This window comes from Idiomarina sp. (assembly GCF_048265525.1).
In the GTDB taxonomy this organism is placed as follows: domain Bacteria; phylum Pseudomonadota; class Gammaproteobacteria; order Enterobacterales; family Alteromonadaceae; genus Idiomarina.
In genome coordinates, this window is record NZ_JBLXBI010000004.1 from 173,582 (window position 1) to 190,816 (window position 17,235).

General features: G+C 46.2%; 15 protein-coding genes. 10 read left to right on the plus strand and 5 right to left on the minus strand.

Annotated elements, in window-relative coordinates:
• Positions 1-80: 80 nt before the first annotated feature.
• The 3 genes from ACN0TF_RS09965 to ACN0TF_RS09975 all read right to left on the minus strand — a co-directional run bounded on the left by ACN0TF_RS09965 (position 81) and on the right by ACN0TF_RS09975 (position 2,737).
• Complete coding sequence (locus ACN0TF_RS09965) at positions 81-872, minus strand: hypothetical protein (protein ID WP_414018871.1); 792 nt, start codon at positions 870-872, stop codon at positions 81-83.
• A 61-nt stretch (positions 873-933) separates the two neighbouring features.
• Positions 934-1,653 carry a glycosyltransferase family 25 protein gene (locus tag ACN0TF_RS09970; protein WP_417441793.1) on the minus strand — a complete coding sequence of 240 codons (720 nt, stop codon included), beginning with the start codon at positions 1,651-1,653 and terminating at the stop codon, positions 934-936.
• Positions 1,643-2,737 (minus strand): glycosyltransferase, encoded by a 1,095-nt coding sequence (locus ACN0TF_RS09975; RefSeq protein WP_417441794.1) that lies wholly within the window; start codon positions 2,735-2,737, stop codon positions 1,643-1,645. The genes ACN0TF_RS09970 and ACN0TF_RS09975 overlap by 11 nt, the downstream gene beginning before the upstream one ends.
• Before the next feature lie 73 nt (positions 2,738-2,810).
• Here ACN0TF_RS09975 and galE point away from each other — a divergent pair, with 73 nt between their 5' ends.
• Both galE and ung read left to right on the plus strand, forming a co-directional pair.
• Positions 2,811-3,863 (plus strand): UDP-glucose 4-epimerase GalE, encoded by a 1,053-nt coding sequence (gene galE, locus ACN0TF_RS09980; protein ID WP_417441795.1) that lies wholly within the window; start codon positions 2,811-2,813, stop codon positions 3,861-3,863.
• A 37-nt stretch (positions 3,864-3,900) separates the two neighbouring features.
• Complete coding sequence (gene ung, locus ACN0TF_RS09985) at positions 3,901-4,551, plus strand: uracil-DNA glycosylase (RefSeq protein WP_417441796.1); 651 nt, start codon at positions 3,901-3,903, stop codon at positions 4,549-4,551.
• Between the two features lie 11 nt (positions 4,552-4,562).
• Here ung and ACN0TF_RS09990 read toward each other — a convergent pair whose 3' ends face one another.
• Positions 4,563-5,429, minus strand: coding sequence for a LysR family transcriptional regulator (locus tag ACN0TF_RS09990; RefSeq protein WP_153849870.1), 867 nt, complete (start codon positions 5,427-5,429; stop codon positions 4,563-4,565).
• Between the two features lie 112 nt (positions 5,430-5,541).
• Between ACN0TF_RS09990 and ACN0TF_RS09995 the strand changes: the two genes are divergently transcribed.
• Genes ACN0TF_RS09995 through ACN0TF_RS10005 form a run of 3 tightly spaced genes read left to right on the plus strand, consistent with a single transcriptional unit; the run spans position 5,542 to position 9,328 of the window.
• A complete protein-coding gene (locus ACN0TF_RS09995; protein ID WP_417441797.1) occupies positions 5,542-6,867 on the plus strand; it encodes an NADH-quinone oxidoreductase subunit L in 1,326 nt (441 codons plus the stop codon).
• Positions 6,864-9,137, plus strand: coding sequence for a putative inorganic carbon transporter subunit DabA (locus tag ACN0TF_RS10000; protein ID WP_417441798.1), 2,274 nt, complete (start codon positions 6,864-6,866; stop codon positions 9,135-9,137). Before ACN0TF_RS09995 ends, ACN0TF_RS10000 begins: the two co-directional genes overlap by 4 nt.
• Positions 9,104-9,328 carry a hypothetical protein gene (locus tag ACN0TF_RS10005; protein ID WP_417441799.1) on the plus strand — a complete coding sequence of 75 codons (225 nt, stop codon included), beginning with the start codon at positions 9,104-9,106 and terminating at the stop codon, positions 9,326-9,328. The genes ACN0TF_RS10000 and ACN0TF_RS10005 overlap by 34 nt, the downstream gene beginning before the upstream one ends.
• Before the next feature lie 13 nt (positions 9,329-9,341).
• Here ACN0TF_RS10005 and ACN0TF_RS10010 read toward each other — a convergent pair whose 3' ends face one another.
• On the minus strand, positions 9,342-10,733 hold the full coding sequence (locus ACN0TF_RS10010) for an MBL fold metallo-hydrolase RNA specificity domain-containing protein (protein ID WP_417441800.1): 1,392 nt from the start codon (positions 10,731-10,733) through the stop codon (positions 9,342-9,344).
• Between the two features lie 361 nt (positions 10,734-11,094).
• Between ACN0TF_RS10010 and ACN0TF_RS10015 the strand changes: the two genes are divergently transcribed.
• From ACN0TF_RS10015 to ACN0TF_RS10035, 5 genes are all read left to right on the plus strand, one after another.
• The gene (locus ACN0TF_RS10015) at positions 11,095-12,261 is read left to right on the plus strand and encodes a nucleotide sugar dehydrogenase (protein ID WP_417441801.1); all 1,167 of its coding nucleotides are present in this window, start codon (positions 11,095-11,097) and stop codon (positions 12,259-12,261) included.
• 15 nt (positions 12,262-12,276) lie between these two features.
• The gene (locus ACN0TF_RS10020; RefSeq protein ID WP_417441802.1) at positions 12,277-13,293 is read left to right on the plus strand and encodes a Wzz/FepE/Etk N-terminal domain-containing protein; all 1,017 of its coding nucleotides are present in this window, start codon (positions 12,277-12,279) and stop codon (positions 13,291-13,293) included.
• Positions 13,294-13,360: 67 nt separating this feature from the next.
• Positions 13,361-15,157 (plus strand): ABC transporter ATP-binding protein, encoded by a 1,797-nt coding sequence (locus ACN0TF_RS10025; RefSeq protein ID WP_417441803.1) that lies wholly within the window; start codon positions 13,361-13,363, stop codon positions 15,155-15,157.
• Positions 15,158-15,172: 15 nt separating this feature from the next.
• A complete protein-coding gene (locus ACN0TF_RS10030; protein WP_417441804.1) occupies positions 15,173-16,303 on the plus strand; it encodes a glycosyltransferase in 1,131 nt (376 codons plus the stop codon).
• Positions 16,304-16,311: 8 nt separating this feature from the next.
• Positions 16,312-17,232 (plus strand): phytanoyl-CoA dioxygenase family protein, encoded by a 921-nt coding sequence (locus ACN0TF_RS10035; protein WP_417441805.1) that lies wholly within the window; start codon positions 16,312-16,314, stop codon positions 17,230-17,232.
• Positions 17,233-17,235 lie beyond the last annotated feature (3 nt).

Here is a 17,235-nt window from a genome sequence, read left to right on the forward strand (position 1 = left end):
GATAGCCGTTAGATTCTATTTACCCTGAGGGTTTTGTTAGCTTGTCGCTGGTATTTCAACATAGCAAAAGGCAGCTAAGGTTAATAACCTAACTTAGTTGCCCATTTCTCATAAATTGAATCGCTTTTAAATTTATTGTCTTTATCTATGCCATCTCTTCTTAATACCTCATTCCAGAGATGAATACTCTTAGCTTCGTCTGGAATAACCAATTGTTTTGAACTCTCAAAAATTAAGGAAGCGTTGGCATAGCTAACCGGATAGTAAGTGTAGTAAGGGCTAGTAAGGTGCTGAAGTTTAAGCTCCTTTACCGCACCTGTTAAAGCCTTAGGGCCGGTGAGCCCCCAGGGCATAAACTCGGTGCTGTTCTTGTGAAGTTTAGCCCTAACTTTTTTATATTTAACTTTTACATTATCCCATGGTTGAATCTTGAACGGCGATTCACAGGCGTTACTTAATGTGTTGAATAATTCATGGTTAGGGCTTTTAGTGCCAATAACCGCATTATTGATAAGCTTATTACTTTCCCAGCCGAAATCTAATTCAGCGTTTAGAGAAAAGGGTTTCAGTGCTAAAACATCAGTATCTACCCAGTAACTGTTAGCACTATTCTTTAACAATTCATAGCGAAACCTATTCGCGAAACCTGCAACACTGCCACGCCCTTTTCTAGCAGAGCGGCCATAATAAAATATCTCAGACTCAGGGATTATCTCATTAGCGTCTTTTTGCTTAATTCCTTCTGGAAGCCCCTCTAGATCCTGGTATGAATACACATTGACCTGATGGCCGTGAAAAAGAAAAGAAGAAAGACATACCTTCTCTAACCGTGTCAGTTTCCCTATCCATAAGGTATTTATTGTCGCTAGCATTGCGGCTTCCCTTTGTTTAACTTTATTTAAAGTCATAAAATTTTTAAATTAAAAGTTGAAGTTAACGTTTCAATTTAAAGCGAACGGTTTCTTTTAGCTTATTAAACGGGCGCTGCTTTAATTCTTTACGCTTAGCTATGCGCTGTATTTCGCTAGGCTCGTCTGATACATCAGCAACATACGGAACAAGCCCCTGAATTGTAATACCAACCTCCCAGGACCATTGCAAATCAATATCAATGGGTCGGAAGAATGGCGGCTTTTTAGCCAGCAAACGCTTCGCGCCTTCGCGACTTACGACCTGAGCGACGGTTCCTGTCGGGCTCTTCTTGTAGTTAACTAATGACACATCTAAGTTATCATCGCCCATTACGGTCTCAGTGGCTTTATAGGGCCTCGGTTTAAAAGGGCAAGACAGTTTTAAATAATGCCAGTCGCTTTTAAGTTGAGGGATGGTTGAAATAACTGACGCAAACTGGCGGTCTAATAGCAAGTCGTCTTCCAGAATAACGGCATAGTCCAGATCATCCTCTATAATTTTTTCCCAACACTTTATATGACTCAAGTAACAACCAATCTCGCCGGCAGTCAAGTTGTACTGAAATCGCCTTTTTGCAGTTTTTGCGTCGAATACCTCGGCTATTTTATCGTCGGTTAGTGTTGCGCCATCCACCGCCGCGACACGTTCAAACGTGAACCCAGTCTTTTCAATTTGATCAGAAGCTCGCTGTAACCTTTCAGTTGAGCGGTCAAGGTTAATTAGAAAAATATTAAACTTCATTATGAGTTAAATCTCTGAATAATTGATGGTAATTGTCATGCATGATCTCGGTGCTGAATTTCTCAAAAGCGACATTGCGAGCATTGGTCGACATATCTTTGGCTAAATCCGGCTTGCTTAGTATGAGCTCAATAGCGTTAGCCAGTTCTTCATCATTCTCATGACCGTGGAGCAATCCGGTACGCTCAGGTTCTATCACTTCTTTTACGCCCGGAACTTCGCTGCCAATCACGGCACAACCTGCCGCCATGGCTTCTATTAAAGTTAAAGGCATACCTTCATAATGAGTGCATTGCACGAAGACCTGACTTTGCATTAACAGCGCAGGTACATCGGAGCGGTACCCCATAAATTCAATATTGTCCGATAGTCCACACTGACTAACTAAGCGTTTCAATGGCAAAAGATTTTTGTTTTTTCCTTTACCAATTATCTTCAATGGCACGTCAATGCCACGCTCTTTTAGCTTGGACATTGCTCTAATTAGGGTGGAATGATCTTTCTGTTTTGCAATGCGCGATACCATGACAATTTGACGTTCCCGGACTTCCCACGCCGCGGGAGTCTTTTCAAACGGGGCTAACTGAATACCATTGCTTATTGCATAACATTTTTGAGGCAAATAACCTCGCTCCAGTAAAACTTGTTTAACACCTTCAGAACACCCCACAATGGCATCGGTATAGCGGTTTAAAAATGAGGAAAGAGCCAGACGAAAGCGGTTATAACGCTCCCGTGTATTGTGCTCAACATGAACAATTCTAGGCACACGTGCAAGCACAGCAGCAACTCGCCCCCATAAGTGCTCACTGAATCCATGGGCGACAAAAATATCTGGTTTGTGCTTACGGCATAAATGTATAAGTGCAAAAATTGTTGTGATGTGTGTCCAGCTATTGACGGTTTCAATTTTCAAACCCTCTTGCTTTAACTGTTCAACACGAGCTTTTGGCATATGCGCCTTGCGCCGAAGAACCAATACGCTTTCAATATCATTTTGTTGTTGGCCAGCCTTTACCAAAGATAGAGCGACTTGGGTTGCGCCACCGGAGAAGCCTCCGGTGACAAAATGCATTACTTTCATACAAAGCCTTTAGTGTTTTATCTGCGGTAATTGTATCAGAATTGGGTCGTTATCCTGTAAAGAATTGGCTAAAATGGAAGGCAATGTTTATCAAGTCTGGGCTGTTATGTCACAAATTTTAGTTACCGGAGGTGCGGGCTACATCGGCTCACACACAGTGGTTGAGTTATTAACTGCAGGGCATGAGGTCGTAGTTCTGGATAACTTAGTTAACAGCTCAGATCATAGCCTTAAGAGGGCGGAGCAAATTACCGGTAAAAAACCCGTTTTCGTTAAAGGGGACATTCGCGATACCGCCAAAGTCGAGCAATTGTTGAGTATTCACAATATAGATAGTGTTATTCATTTCGCGGGCTTAAAAGCAGTTGCCGAAAGTGTCTCTCAACCTCTTGAATATTATGATACGAACGTTAGCGGTACAGTCTCTCTATGCACAGCCATGTGTAAGGCTGGGGTGAAAAGCATTATTTTCAGTTCTTCAGCAACGGTTTATGGCGCTGAAGCGCCTGTGCCTTATGTTGAATCTATGCCGCGAGGCAGTACGTCCAACCCTTATGGGGAGAGCAAAGCCATAGTGGAGCGTATACTCACCGACTTAGCTCATGCAGACCCGGACTGGTCGGTCAGCTTACTTCGCTATTTTAATCCTATTGGCGCGCACCCCAGCGGACTCATTGGTGAAGACCCAAAAGGTATTCCTAATAATTTGTTACCCTTTATCACACAGGTAGCCATAGGGCGAAGAGACACCCTGTCTGTTTTCGGAAACGACTATCCGACTCAGGACGGTACCTGCGAGCGTGATTATCTGCATGTGGTCGATTTAGCGAAAGGCCATAGGGTGGCAGCAGAAAAATGCGCACAGCAGCCCGGAGTGCATGTTTATAATCTGGGGACCGGTCAGCCAGTGTCCGTGCTGAACATGGTTAAGGCCTTCGAGAAGGCGAATAATGTGTCAGTACCTTTTACCTTTGAAACGAGAAGACAGGGTGACTTAGCGGCATTCTGGGCAGACACCGCGAAAATCCAGAAAGAACTAAACTGGACGGCACAACACAGTCTGGAAGATATGGTGAGAGACGCCTGGCGGTGGCAACGCCAAAACCCTAACGGTTATGAAACGTAATTAATTGTAGCCTGACACAAAACAAAGGAATAAGACCATGCCCTGGAGCACTCTTTTAGCCGAAGAAAAGCAGAAGCCTTATTTTCAGCAACTGTGGCAGCGCGTAGAGCAGGCGCGGCAGGAAACCGTGGTGTATCCGCCCAAAGAAGACGTCTTCAACGCGCTTAAGCTCACCGACCCGGAAAGCATTAAAGTGGTTATTCTGGGGCAGGACCCATACCACGGCCCCGGTCAGGCGCATGGTTTAAGTTTTTCGGTACCCGAAGGCGTAAAGTTTCCGCCGTCGCTGCGCAATATGTTTAAAGCCATAGCCATAGACTACCCCGACACCGTCTTACCGCAGCATGGCGATTTAACCGGCTGGGCCGAGCAGGGCGTGTTGTTGTTGAATACGGTACTCACGGTAGAGCAGGGTAATGCGCACAGTCATGCTAGCTGGGGCTGGGAAACCTTTACCGATACGGTTATCAGCAAAGTGTCGGACGCAACCGATCATGTGGTGTTTTTGCTCTGGGGCTCGCACGCGCAGAAGAAAATACCGCTTATTGACGGCAACAAACATTGCATACTGACCGCACCGCACCCATCGCCGTTATCAGCGCATCGCGGGTTCTTCGACGCCAACCATTTCCGCAAAACCAACGATTATTTACAGCAACACGGGCGCCAGCCCATTCGGTGGGTGTAGCTCTCGTAACATTAAACAAACCGCTGCAGCAGCTTGGCGACCATGGGGTGTTCGAACGGGCGCTTCAGGGTTATGGCGTAAAAATGCTCGAACACATTGGGCAGGGTTAAATAGCGCTTCAACTGCCCGCTGGTCAGCTCGTCCCGCACCACAACGTCCGGAATAACCGCCAGCGCGCCGGTATCCCTGGCTAACAGTCTCAGCATTGCCATATCGTCGGCTTCGGCCAGCACCCGCGGCTGCCAGTTGTATTCTGCACTGAGCATATCGAACGCGGCCCGCAGCGGCATATTCTCCGGCGGTAACACCCAGTTATTATTACGCAAAGCCACATCGGTTAACTGCTCAATGTCACGCCCCGGCGGCCCAATAACAGACACTGGCTGCCGCGCTAGTAAACGGCTCTGCCACAGCTGTTTGTCGCTGCCGCGCACACTGGTATTGGCCAGCGCAATATCAATTTGATGATCCGCCAGCTCATTAAATAACTGGTCCGGTGTCATCGAATGCAGCCGGTACTGAACATCCTGCTGGTGTATCAACTCATGAATAAAAGCTTCCACAAAGTTACGTGACATAGTCGAGGCATGACCAATACGCACAACCAAATCACTGCCGTCCATGCCTTGCTTTAGCTGGTTAACCAGGTTCTCACCTTCGTGAAAAATGCGATCTGCATACTGGCGCGCAATGTACCCGGCCTGAGTCAGTACTAACTTACGCCCTGTGCGCTCAAACAGCGGCGTACCCAGCCACTCTTCCAGCTGCTTTATCTGCGCCGACAATGCCGACTGCGACACATGAAGCTTCTGTGCGGTTTGGGTTAAATGCCCGTTTTCTGCCACGTGCCAAAAGTAATAAAGGTGCTTATAATTCATCGGGCTCACCAACCGTTCACTTAAAACGAATGAATTTATAGTTTATATCTATTTTACTTAACATCAAGCCAGCACCCATAATTGCTCCAAACAAGACACACGAGGCGCATTCATGGCGGAATGGTTGACACTATCGGGCATACGACCGGTTTTACTGGTGCTGGTTGCAGTATTAGCGTGGGTCGTTACGCGCTACGCCTTCAGAAATTTCCGACTGGATCCGCGCCGCCGCGCATTCGTCACCAAACTGGTTGGCTGCCTTTTAGCGGTCTTCATCCTTATTGTCAGCAATAACCTTATTGTCTTTTTCGCCGCCTGGATGGCAATAAGCCTGCAGTTGCACAGCCTGCTTATGTTCTATCCCGAACGTGACCGCGCCGTACTGGCTGCCCATAAAAAGTTCATTCTGGCACGCTGCTCCGAAACCTTTCTGGGCACGGCTTTTATCATTATGTATTTAACAACCGGCAGTCTGCAGCTGGACACCGTCTTGCAGCAGTTCGGCACTACCCCCACGCACCTCTCTCAGCACATTGCCGCGCTGTGTCTGGTCATGGCGGCGCTCATTAAATGCGCCCAGCTACCTTTGCACGGCTGGCTTATTCAGGTGGTTGAAGCACCAACTCCGGTTTCTGCTTTACTGCATGCCGGCATTATTAACCTGGGCGGTTTTTTGCTGTTGGCAACCGTTCCGCTGTGGAGTAACAGCGCGCCGGCCGTGTGGTTGCTGTGTCTGGTGTCGGCAGCGTCGTGCTGCTTCGCCGCTCTTATTATGGCCACGCGCATTAGCATAAAAGTGCGCTTAGCCTGGTCTACCAGCGCGCAAATGGGGCTTATGCTGCTGGAAATTGGTCTGGGTTATTATGACTTAGCTTTACTGCATTTGGTGGCGCACTCGGTTTATAAAGCCCATGCGTTTTTGTCGGTAAGCGAGGTGGCAATAATAAAGCAGCCCAAGGCACGTTCACTGTGGCGTATTGGCGTTGTCTTTATAGCATTTCAGGGCATTATTGCCACCGCCAGCTGGTGGTTTCTGGGCAACCCCAAATGGCTTCCTTCGGCGTTACTTGCTATGGCACTCACTACCTTATGGATGAACCTGCATCAGAAGTTGCTGCGAATTGCGGTATCGGCGTTAACTGTCGTGGTTTATCTTTTGCTGGGTGCGCTGGCGCACCAGGTTATTGAGCCACAGCCACCGTTCAGCAGTGTCTGGCTGGAACCTGCGGTAACCCTTATGTTCAACGCCTTCGCTTTTACTTACTGGCTGGTGCATCACACGCCGTCGCACCGGCTTAGCCAGCGCTGGTTCATTACCTTAAACGCCGGGCTGTATCTCGACGAATGGTTAACTCGGCTGGTGCTGTGGCTCTGGCCCAGTCACCCCATTCACTACTACCAGCGGCAGGGCCGCATTCAGCGGGAGAGACACTCATGAGCACAGCGAATCGTTTAGCGACTATTGCCGGGCAGGTGAGTAAAGCCGTTGCGCCACAATGGCCGTTGTCTCAGTGGATAGCGGTTAACCCCTTCTGGCATTACCGCCAGCAGCCGCTAGCCGGTGTTGCCGCGCATTGGCGTTACAGCGCCGGTACACGTTTGCTCATGAGCCCGGACTTTTACTGGCAACAATGGCAGCAAAACAGAATAGACGCAGGGCTGGTCACCAACAAAATGGTAAACGAGCTGGAGCAACGCGCCCTGCTAAAAGCGCAGCTTCCGCAGTGGCGTAACCTCAGTCAGTTGGTGGACAAATACACGCGGCGCCGCCGCAAAATGCGCTGGAACGACGAAGTGGTGCTGCAAATTAGCCAAACCTGTGGCTTGTTTATGCAGTTTCCAACCCGCTTTCAGCAGGCAGGCAAAGACAGTTCGTTGTATCAGCATTGGCTGACTATTTCACGTGCCGATCGCGGCATTGAAACCTTAATGGACGAAGCCGAACTCACCGAGTTATTCGCACAATTGCCGGACGATCCGCACACGCTTATTCAGGTGTGCCATGACAACTTTTTAAGTAACGCGTCAGATTACGCTCTGCGTTGTTACAGCCAGGCGCTTATCAGTGACTTATGGGGTTGGGCTGCCGCATTTGCGTATCAGGACGCCCGCCAGGACAGCCAGTGGGTATTCGAGTTGCTGTGCATTCGGCTGGCCTGGGAATATATTCTGTGGCAACTGGCCGAGCGCACCAATACTAAGGTTTACCAGCAGCTACAGCAGGCCTTAAGCGCACAAATTGAAAACTGCGAAGGGCAGGTGGCTCATATAGAGCAGCACAATAGCTTATTGTGGCAGTGGCAGGCGGCTTACGAACGCTCGCAGCTAAATACGTTGCAGTTTAAGCCCGACACAGTAGAAGAGAACAACACGCCGGACGTGCAAGCGGTATTTTGCATCGACGTGCGCTCAGAGCGTTATCGTCGTGCGCTGGAACAGGCGGGAAAAAGCCTGGGTAGCTTAGTACAAAGCAAAGGTTTTGCCGGGTTCTTTGGGGTGCCGTTGGCCATTCAGCGCAAAGGTCGCGATGTTCCTCATGTACCGGGGTTACTGCAACCGGCGTACTACATTAAAGCACCAGCGCGCAAGCAATCGGTTGGTTCCTTATTAAGCAATATGTTCAATGCGCCGGTATCCATGTTCAGCGGCGTTGAGGCGCTGGGCTTAAGTAAACTGAAGTCCTTACTCACCGGTGTGCCCGGACAACTGGCTACGGCTAATAATGCGTACATTGCCGACGGCAGCATTTGTGAGCACAGCGGCGAGGCGTCAATGGAATCGTTGGTGAGCATTTGCCAGCAGGCTCTGGCGGGAATGCAGTTTACCCATTTTGCGAAGCATATTGTGCTGGTCGGGCATGGCTCGCATCACAGTAACAACGCCCAGCGCGCCGGTCTTAATTGCGGCGCCTGCGGCGGTCAAACCGGAGCGTTAAGTGCCCGGGTGTTAGTACGGCTGCTTAACAAACAGGACATTCGTGAACACTTACGTGAGCGGGGCGTCGCTATTCCCGAAGCTACTCAGTTCCATTCCGCTATGCACGAAACCGTAACCGACGAGGTTATCTGGTTATCCAATACGGTGCCGGACAGCGTCAAACAAGTGTTTAGCGCAGCAACGGAACAGCTAACCCAGGCCAGCGGCGAGTCAGTAAAAGACCGTAAAACACGCTCCGGCCACTGGGCTGAATTACGCCCGGAGTGGGGGCTGGCTGACAACAACGTTTTATTTTTCGGACAGTCTGAGCGGTTAACCTCAGCTGAAACTATCGGCAGTAACTTTCTGCACGACTACAACAGTAAAAACGACCCTAATGGCGAACTGCTGGCTCAGCTAATGAGCGCGCCGGGCCTTGTTGCTAACTGGATAAACTGGCAGTACTACTGCTCAGTAACCGAGCCTAAGCAACTGGGCAGCGGCAATAAGCTGCTGCATAACCGGGTAGCCAACGACATTGGTGTTTTTGAAGGCAACGGTGGGGACTTGCGGCAGGGGCTGGCCTGGCAGTCAGTGCATAACGGTAGCGACTTTGTGCACCGGCCTATGCGGCTGCAGGTTATTGTCGAAGCCGACGAAGCCACCATTCAACGGGCGCTGGCCAGGGCTGCCGCTTTTAACGAACTTTTTGAACAACAGTGGATCAATCTGCATCGACTGAACGCGCGAGGTGAACTATGTCCAGTGACAACACCAGTAACAGCAAAATGACAGCGACAACCTGCCATACCCTGAAAGCCTTTTATGACTGCGTGCGCTCGCGGCCGTTTAACCAGCCTTTCGCCCTGCGCTACAACGACGGCAGCATCGACCAGGGGCTAAACTCCGAAGAAGCCGCCAAAGAAAGCCTGCGCGCACACCACAACCCCTACCTCGAACAACCCGTTGTTGTTGAGTGGTAGCCTGACATAAATGTCAGGCTACGCCCAATCCGTAACGAGCTTTAATCTGGGCCGTCAACGCCAACCTCGCGTCGCGCTCGCCATGAATTAACCGTATGCGCTTAACCGGCTCTTCGGTGGCGTCAATAAAGTCCAGCAGTTCCTGCTGGTCGGCGTGGGCGGAGTAGCCGCCTAAGGTATAAATGCCGGCTTTAATCCAGACCCGCTGGTGGTCAAGTTCAACATAACCGCCGCCCGGACCATATTGCTGAATATCCCGCCCCGGTGTACCCGCAGCCTGATACCCGACAAACAGCACATCAGTGCGCGGGTCGGGTAACAAAGCTTTTAAGTAGTTCAGCATGCGCCCGCCGGTACACATACCGCTGGCAGCAATAACAATGCAAGGGTCACCACTACTCTGCAAAAAGTTTACAATACGCTCATGTTCGCTGTGCTCATCCACCGTCAGCAGGCGATCAAAATTAAGCGGGTGGCGATCTTCACTTAAACGCTCGTGGGCTTCTTCGTCCCATAAATTTTTCATAGCCCGGTATTGTTTTGTGAACTGTGCAGCAAGCGGTGAGTCCAGAATAACCGTCATTTTATGCCATACTTTATTCACCTCACCGGTTTCAGCTTCCAGCTCGCGCGCCTGGTGAATAATGTCTTCCAGTTCGTACAGCAGTTCCTGCGTGCGACCAACACTAAAAGCTGGAATTAAAATAACACCTTTGTTTTCTACACAACGCTCAACCACGGCCTTTAACCGCTGAGAGCGGTCAGCGCGGGATTCATGGTTTTTGTCGCCGTAGGTACTTTCCAGCAGCAAGAAGTCAGCGCGTTCTAACGGAGTAGGGTCGGGCAGTAGTGGCGTGTTTTTACAGCCCAGGTCACCTGAGAACACTACGCGGTAGTGGGTACTTACATTCTCAATTTCAACATAGGCCGAGCCCAGAATATGCCCGGCCTGGCGAAAGCGCAGTTTAAAGCGCTCAGCGGCAAAGTCTGCAGGCAGTTCAATCCATTTATCGTAAGCCGTAGGCCGCAGTTGGCGGTGTAAGCGGGCAATAACCGCGTCAATAATCTTGCCGTTACGGGTTAAACCAATTTTCAGGGCGTCTTCAATTACCAGTGGCAGCAACAGCGCGGTGGCTTTGGTGCAGAATATGGGGCCGGTGAAGCCCGCAATAAGCAACCAGGGTATACGGCCTACGTGGTCTATGTGGCAGTGAGTTACCACCAGCGCCTGAACTTTGCTTATATCAAAGTCCATTTCCTGGGCGTTAGAGTCCGCGCCGGAACCGGATGTTTCAGCACCCTGAAACAGCCCGCAATCAATTAAAAGTGAGTGGTCACTGTCTAAAAATAGCTCGTGGCAAGAGCCCGTAACCCCTTCAAACGCGCCGTGGTGTATAACGTCCATGTATTGGTTCCCTGTGTGTCGCTTTGTGCTTCTGACTTGATGCCCGTAGCCTGACATTCATGTCAGGTCAGATAGTGTTCCTGACATAAATGTCAGGCTACAAATTGAGATTACATAAACCAGCGAGAAAGCGCCATAGGACAAAAGGGTGAAAAGTGTAAAGGAACCAACCGCTCAAAATATCGTCAAAAAGTTGCAACAAAGCCTTTGTAGGGCAAGGGCTGCATGCGGTATCATACGCGCTTGATCAAAATTTAAGTAACACTCAAATTACAAAAAAATTACAGCACGAACCGGTCTATGGGAGCCGCAGCCTATGGGCGGTAGCGTGCCCAACCGTTGTAGCCAGGGTTAAAAACGAATGAAAATTGCAGTAGCGGGTACAGGATACGTAGGTTTATCAAATGCGGTTCTCTTTGCGCAACATAATCAGGTTACCGCAGTCGATATAGACCAAGAAAAAGTAGAAAAAATAAATAAAAAACAATCGCCTATAGTCGATAAAGAAATTCAGCATTTTTTACAGGAAAAGCCCCTGAACCTCAGCGCCACCACCGACGCGCACGCCGCATACAAAAACGCCGACTTTGTGGTTATTGCCACCCCCACCGACTACGACCCGCAAACCAATTATTTCAACACCACAACCGTTGAAAGCGTTATAAGCCAGGTAATAGAAGCCAATCCAAATGCGGTTATGGTTATTAAGTCGACCATTCCGGTGGGGTATACGCAGTCGTTAAAAGAAAAGTTCGGCACCAACAACATTCTGTTTTCGCCAGAGTTCCTGCGCGAAGGCAAAGCCTTGTACGACAACCTACATCCGTCGCGCATTATTGTGGGTGAGCGTTCAGAGCGCGCCGAAACCTTCGCAAACCTGCTAAAGCAGGGCGCCGAAAAGCAAAATATAGATACCCTGTTTACCGACAGTACCGAAGCCGAAGCCATTAAACTGTTTGCTAATACCTATTTAGCCATGCGTGTTGCCTACTTTAACGAGCTGGACACCTACGCAGAAGTGCACGGCTTAGACACCAAACAAATTATTGAAGGCGTGTGCCTAGATCCGCGCATAGGCTCACATTACAACAACCCCAGCTTTGGTTACGGCGGCTACTGTCTGCCAAAAGATACCAAGCAGCTTCTCGCCAACTACGACGACGTACCACAAACCCTGATTAAATCCATTGTGGACGCCAACCGTACCCGTAAAGACTTTATTGCCGACCAAATTATTGCAAAGCAACCCAAGGTAGTGGGTGTGTACCGCCTGGTTATGAAGTCGGGCTCAGACAACTTTCGGGCGTCGGCTATTCAGGGCATTATGAAGCGCATTAAAGCCAAAGGCATAGAAGTGGTAGTGTACGAACCAGAGCTAAAAGACGAGCGCTTCTATAACTCGCGGGTTATTAATAACCTGACAGAATTTAAAGCCGTTTCGGAAATTATACTCAGCAACCGGCTGGCCGATGACTTAAAAGACGTGCAAGCTAAGGTGTATACGCGCGACTTGTTTAACAACGACTAACTTATAAGAAAAGCCATGACACAAGAAAACCAGCAAAACCCAAATAACCAGCCGCCGGCGCCATACGGGCCGGGTCAATATCCACCCAACTACTATAATGCTCCATACCAGCAGGATGACGAAATAGACCTGCGCGAGCTGTTTGGCATTATATGGGAGGGTAAATGGTGGATTATTGCCATTACCTTTGTGTTTGCGGTGGCGTCGGTTATTTACTCATTAAGCTTGCCAAATATTTATAAAGCTGAAGCAACCTTAGCACCTACAGAAGAAGCTCAAGGTCAAGGGTTTGGTGAAGAAATGAGTGGCCTGGCTAGTTTAGCTGGTTTAAATATGGGTAAGCAGCAGGTTGATAAAGTGACTATGGCAATGGAAATACTGCAGTCACGTCAATTTATTAAGAACTTTGTAGAAAAGCACAATATTTTGCCAGAAATAATGGCAGTAAAAGAATGGCACCAAGTCAGTGGTGAATTAATTTTTAACGAAGAAATCTATAATTCGGAAACTAACGAATGGGTAAGGGAAGTTAAGCCTCCTAAGAAGCCTGAGCCCAGTAGTTGGGAGTATGTGAAAACTTTCCAGGATAGTATTCTTTTAGTTGAAAAAGACTCCGAAACACCAGGACTTATTAATATTTCAGTTAACCATCAGTCTCCTATTATCGCTCACCAATGGGTGGAAAAGCTAATTGAAGATATTAACAATCATATGCGTCAACGTGACATTAAAGAAGCGCAAAGCAGTATGGAATATCTGCAAAATGAGTTAGGAGAAACTAACTTAAGCAGCCTGCAGCAGGTATTTTATCAACTTATTGAAAAGCAAATACAAACCATAATGTTGGCAAATGTAAGGCCTGAGTACATTTTTCAGGTGCTCGACCCTGCTGTGGTGCCTGAGCAGAAGGATGCTCCAGCTCGTGCATTAATTTGCATTATCGGTACCTTTTTAGGCGGATTTTTATCATTATTTATCGTTTTTATCCGTCACTTAGTCAGAACAAATAAAAAGAAGCAAACCGACGCTTAATGTAGCCTGACGCTATTGCGTCAGGTGTTATCTTTCTTTATGTGCGACAAGGCAATAAGCAACAACCATGTTCAAACGTTTAAAAACACTGTTTAAACTACTAACTCCCGAACAACGAAAGCGCTTAATACGGCTTCAGTTTCTGGTCGTGCTTATGGCCTTTGCTGAGGTTGCGGGGGTTGCTGCAATTGGGCCTTTTATGGCCTTAGTAGGTGACATAAGTTTGCTACAAGGCGACGGCAAGCTAGCACAACTCTATACATTCAGTGGTTTTGAAAACCCAAGGGATTTTCTATTTTGGTTAGGTATTGCTGTACTAATAGCACTGTCTGGCGCGGCCGCGGTTTCAATGTTCACCACTTGGAGGCTGTCCTTATATGCTGCACAGGTAGGGGCTGAAATTTCAACTCGTCTATATAAGCATTATATGCGGCAACCGTGGCTTTTTCATGCTGGTGGCAGCAGTAGTCAGCTGACAAACCGTATTGCACAAGAAGCGGATCGAGTCACGAATATTGTAATTCAGCCGTTAATGCAAATGAACGCAAAAAGTGTATTGGCCTTAGTAATGGCGACCGCTATTTTCATTTTTAATCCTGTAGTTGCTTTGGCAGGGCTCTTAATGTTTGGCCTCGCTTATATTGTTTTGTACAAAACAGTGCGTAAGCAGTTAAGCCAAAATGGACGAGCTATATCAGAAGCCAATCAGCAGCGCTTTAAATTAATGAATGAAGGTTTTGGTGGTATCAAAGACACGTTACTGTTGGGGCGCCAAGCCGAGTTCAATCAACGCTTTGAACAGACTAGTCATAAATTAGGTCGAGCACAAGGTGTTACACGCGGGCTATCGCAAGTACCGCGCTATGCTATGGAGCTCATTGCTTTTGGTGCCGTGATATTTTTAGTCTTATATCTATTATCGGCTTATGACGGCAACCTCGGGAATATTTTACCTGTGCTATCCGTATATGCTTTGGCAGGGTTCAAGTTACTCCCTGCTTTCCAACAAATGTACACCAGTTTAGCGCAGGTTAAAGGCAATATATCTTCTTTCGATAGTATAGAAGAGGATTTAGAAGCGAGCCAAGCTAGCGAAGAAATAAAAGCTGCATCCACGGCCGGCAAACTATCCCCCAAAGCGCTTATAAAGTTGGATAACATTACCTTTAGTTATCCAGGTAAGGAAGAAAAGGCGCTAAGAGAATTTACTCTGGAGATACCGGTGAATAAGGTGATTGGTCTAGTTGGTGCCTCTGGTTCAGGTAAATCAACAGCTATAGATGTTTTATTGGGGTTAATCGAACCTCAGAGCGGTTCTTTATTCGTTGACGGAAAAGAAGTGAAAGGACAGACAAAAAGAGCTTGGCAAAACAATGTAGGTTTCGTACCTCAGGCAATATTCTTAGCCGACGCAAGCATAAGGGAGAATATAGCATTTGGGATTCCCTTTGAAGAAATTGATGAAGATCGGGTTATTCGAGCGAGCAAAATGGCACACTTAGATGAATTGCTTGAGCGCCTGCCTGAAGGTTTAAATACACGAGTCGGTGAGCGAGGGATTCAGTTATCCGGTGGGCAAAGACAAAGAATAGGTATTGCTCGTGCGCTATATGACGATGCTGAGGTTTTAGTTCTGGATGAAGCGACTAGTGCTCTAGATGGTATTACAGAAAAGCTTGTGATGGATGCTATTCACGACTTCTCTGGCAGAAAAACAATCATTATGATTGCACATCGTTTAGCAACAGTTAAAAAATGCGATAGTATTTATTTACTTAGTGATGGAGAAGTTCAAGGTAGTGGAACCTTTAATTCTCTAATAGAGAGTAATCCAGAATTTAAAGAAATGGCTAATCACGCCTAGGGAATTACAGTTAATATGGCGCATATTTTTAAAAAGGCGACAGAAAACCAAAAAGGTATAGTCGTATTCACTCATAAAGAGCTGAGTTATTTTGAAGGTAAGTTACCTTCCTGGAAAGCACTTATAAAAACTCCAAAATCTTACTGTGGTAAATTTTTAAAAAAAATTTTTCAGAGCCGGGAAATAAGAAAGAAGTTACTTAGCATTAAACAAGATTATTATATTGGAGTTCACTGGGGATTTCATTCTGAAAATATCGAAACTCCTCCGTGGGTAGATTTCCACATGTCAGCACCAGGCACCTGCACTTTCAAAGGCTCTCCGTTTGTTATCCCTCTATCTTCGGCGAATTTCACTCCTAAAGTAATGAGAAATGAAAATAAAGAAAAATATTGGGACTTAATCTGCGTTGCAAAAAATGATAATAAAAAGAAATATTACGAGCTTTTGAGAGCAATCAGGAAAATATATGATTTAGGATATAGTTATAAGATTATCTTTGTTGTTGCTTCTAATAAAAATGAACCAAATAATGCTTACTATACAAAGCTTTTAAAAGATTACTATGAAAATTTTTCTGCTCAGGAAAGAGAAAGTTTCACTATTATAAAAACTCATCCAGATACTGGATTCCAGGGTTTCTCATATACATTTTTATCTCACCTCTATAATGAATCGAAAGTGTTTACTATTTTCTCCCAGAAGGAAGGTGAGTGTCGCGTTATAAAGGAAGCTCAACTTTGTGGTTTGCCGATTGTTGTGAAGAGCGACATGGAAGGTGGCGGAAGGGATTATTTAAATGAAAAAAATTCAGTTATGTTTGATGAATATCATGAGGCTCATAACGCTATAATCAAAGCTGTAGAGAGTTATCAGGATTATGTAGTTGATTATGAGAGTATAGAGTGGGACCTAGGAGAGGAATCAAGTACTAAAAAATTAAAATCCTACTTATATGAGCTATATAAGAAAGATGGTAAATGTTTTGATTATGACTTAATTAATACCGATAATTTAAATCGTAGACTGCCAGCTCACTTTTTTGATGAAAGTATATTGTGGGCTAAGAGTCCTAAATTTAGGTTTAGTACAACAGATATAGTAAATAAAGGTATGTTTTATAAGCTTTTAAAAGCTCTTTATTAGGAAGTAATATGAATTTTTCAATATTTGGCATTGAAGTTAATCTGAAAAAAAAGCGTAGCTCAAAGTATCTTAATTTAGAGGGTATTAATTTAATTAACGATGACTCTCTAGCGTATGTTAAAAGATTATCTTCCGAAGAGTTAGCTCGTAGGAACTCCTTAGTTAGCTTTCCTAATCTAAATGATCATGAGATAATTAAAGACAAGCTTGATGATTCTGGAATAGTGATTGTTGAAAATTTTTTATCGGAAAAACAAGTTAATATAATTAGTGATACAATAACTTCACTTCTAGATAGTGTAAAAGAGTTCATAGAGTCTGGCTCTAAATTGTTGGAAAATGATAATGTTTTGTTCCAGTTTAGTAATGAAAAACTGAAAGGATATTCTCAGTTATCAAGTTATGGAAAGACAGTGGTGTCAGTACGACAAGGGCAAGATGAAGGTATGATCGATGTTTTTAATGTGGATTATGCTTTTAGTAATTTGAAAAAAGAACTTCGAAGTCATTATGAGAACTCGAATATACTGAGTCTTATCTCGTCGGGAGCTGAGAGCTTAAGCTTTAAGAATCTTAACTTTTACGTTAATAACGAAGTCACTTCAACACGAGGCTTTCACGCTGATTCCTTCAATAAGCAGCTAAAGGCTTTTATCTATTTGACTGACTGTCTTTCCTTAGACGACGGTCCATACACTTATGTTGAAGGTAGCCATAAAGATTCTCCTTACCGGTCGGCTAACAGGGCTATTTCCGAAAGTTTACCAAATAAGACAGAGTGCCCTCTTATTGATCATCAGAAAATTATTCCTGTTCTTGGTAAAGCTGGATCTTTAGTGATATCTGATCAAAGCGGTTTCCATAGAGGTTTCCCGCAATCCGAAGGTCACAACCGAGTTGTATCGGTTATGAACGTTACATCGCAATAACTT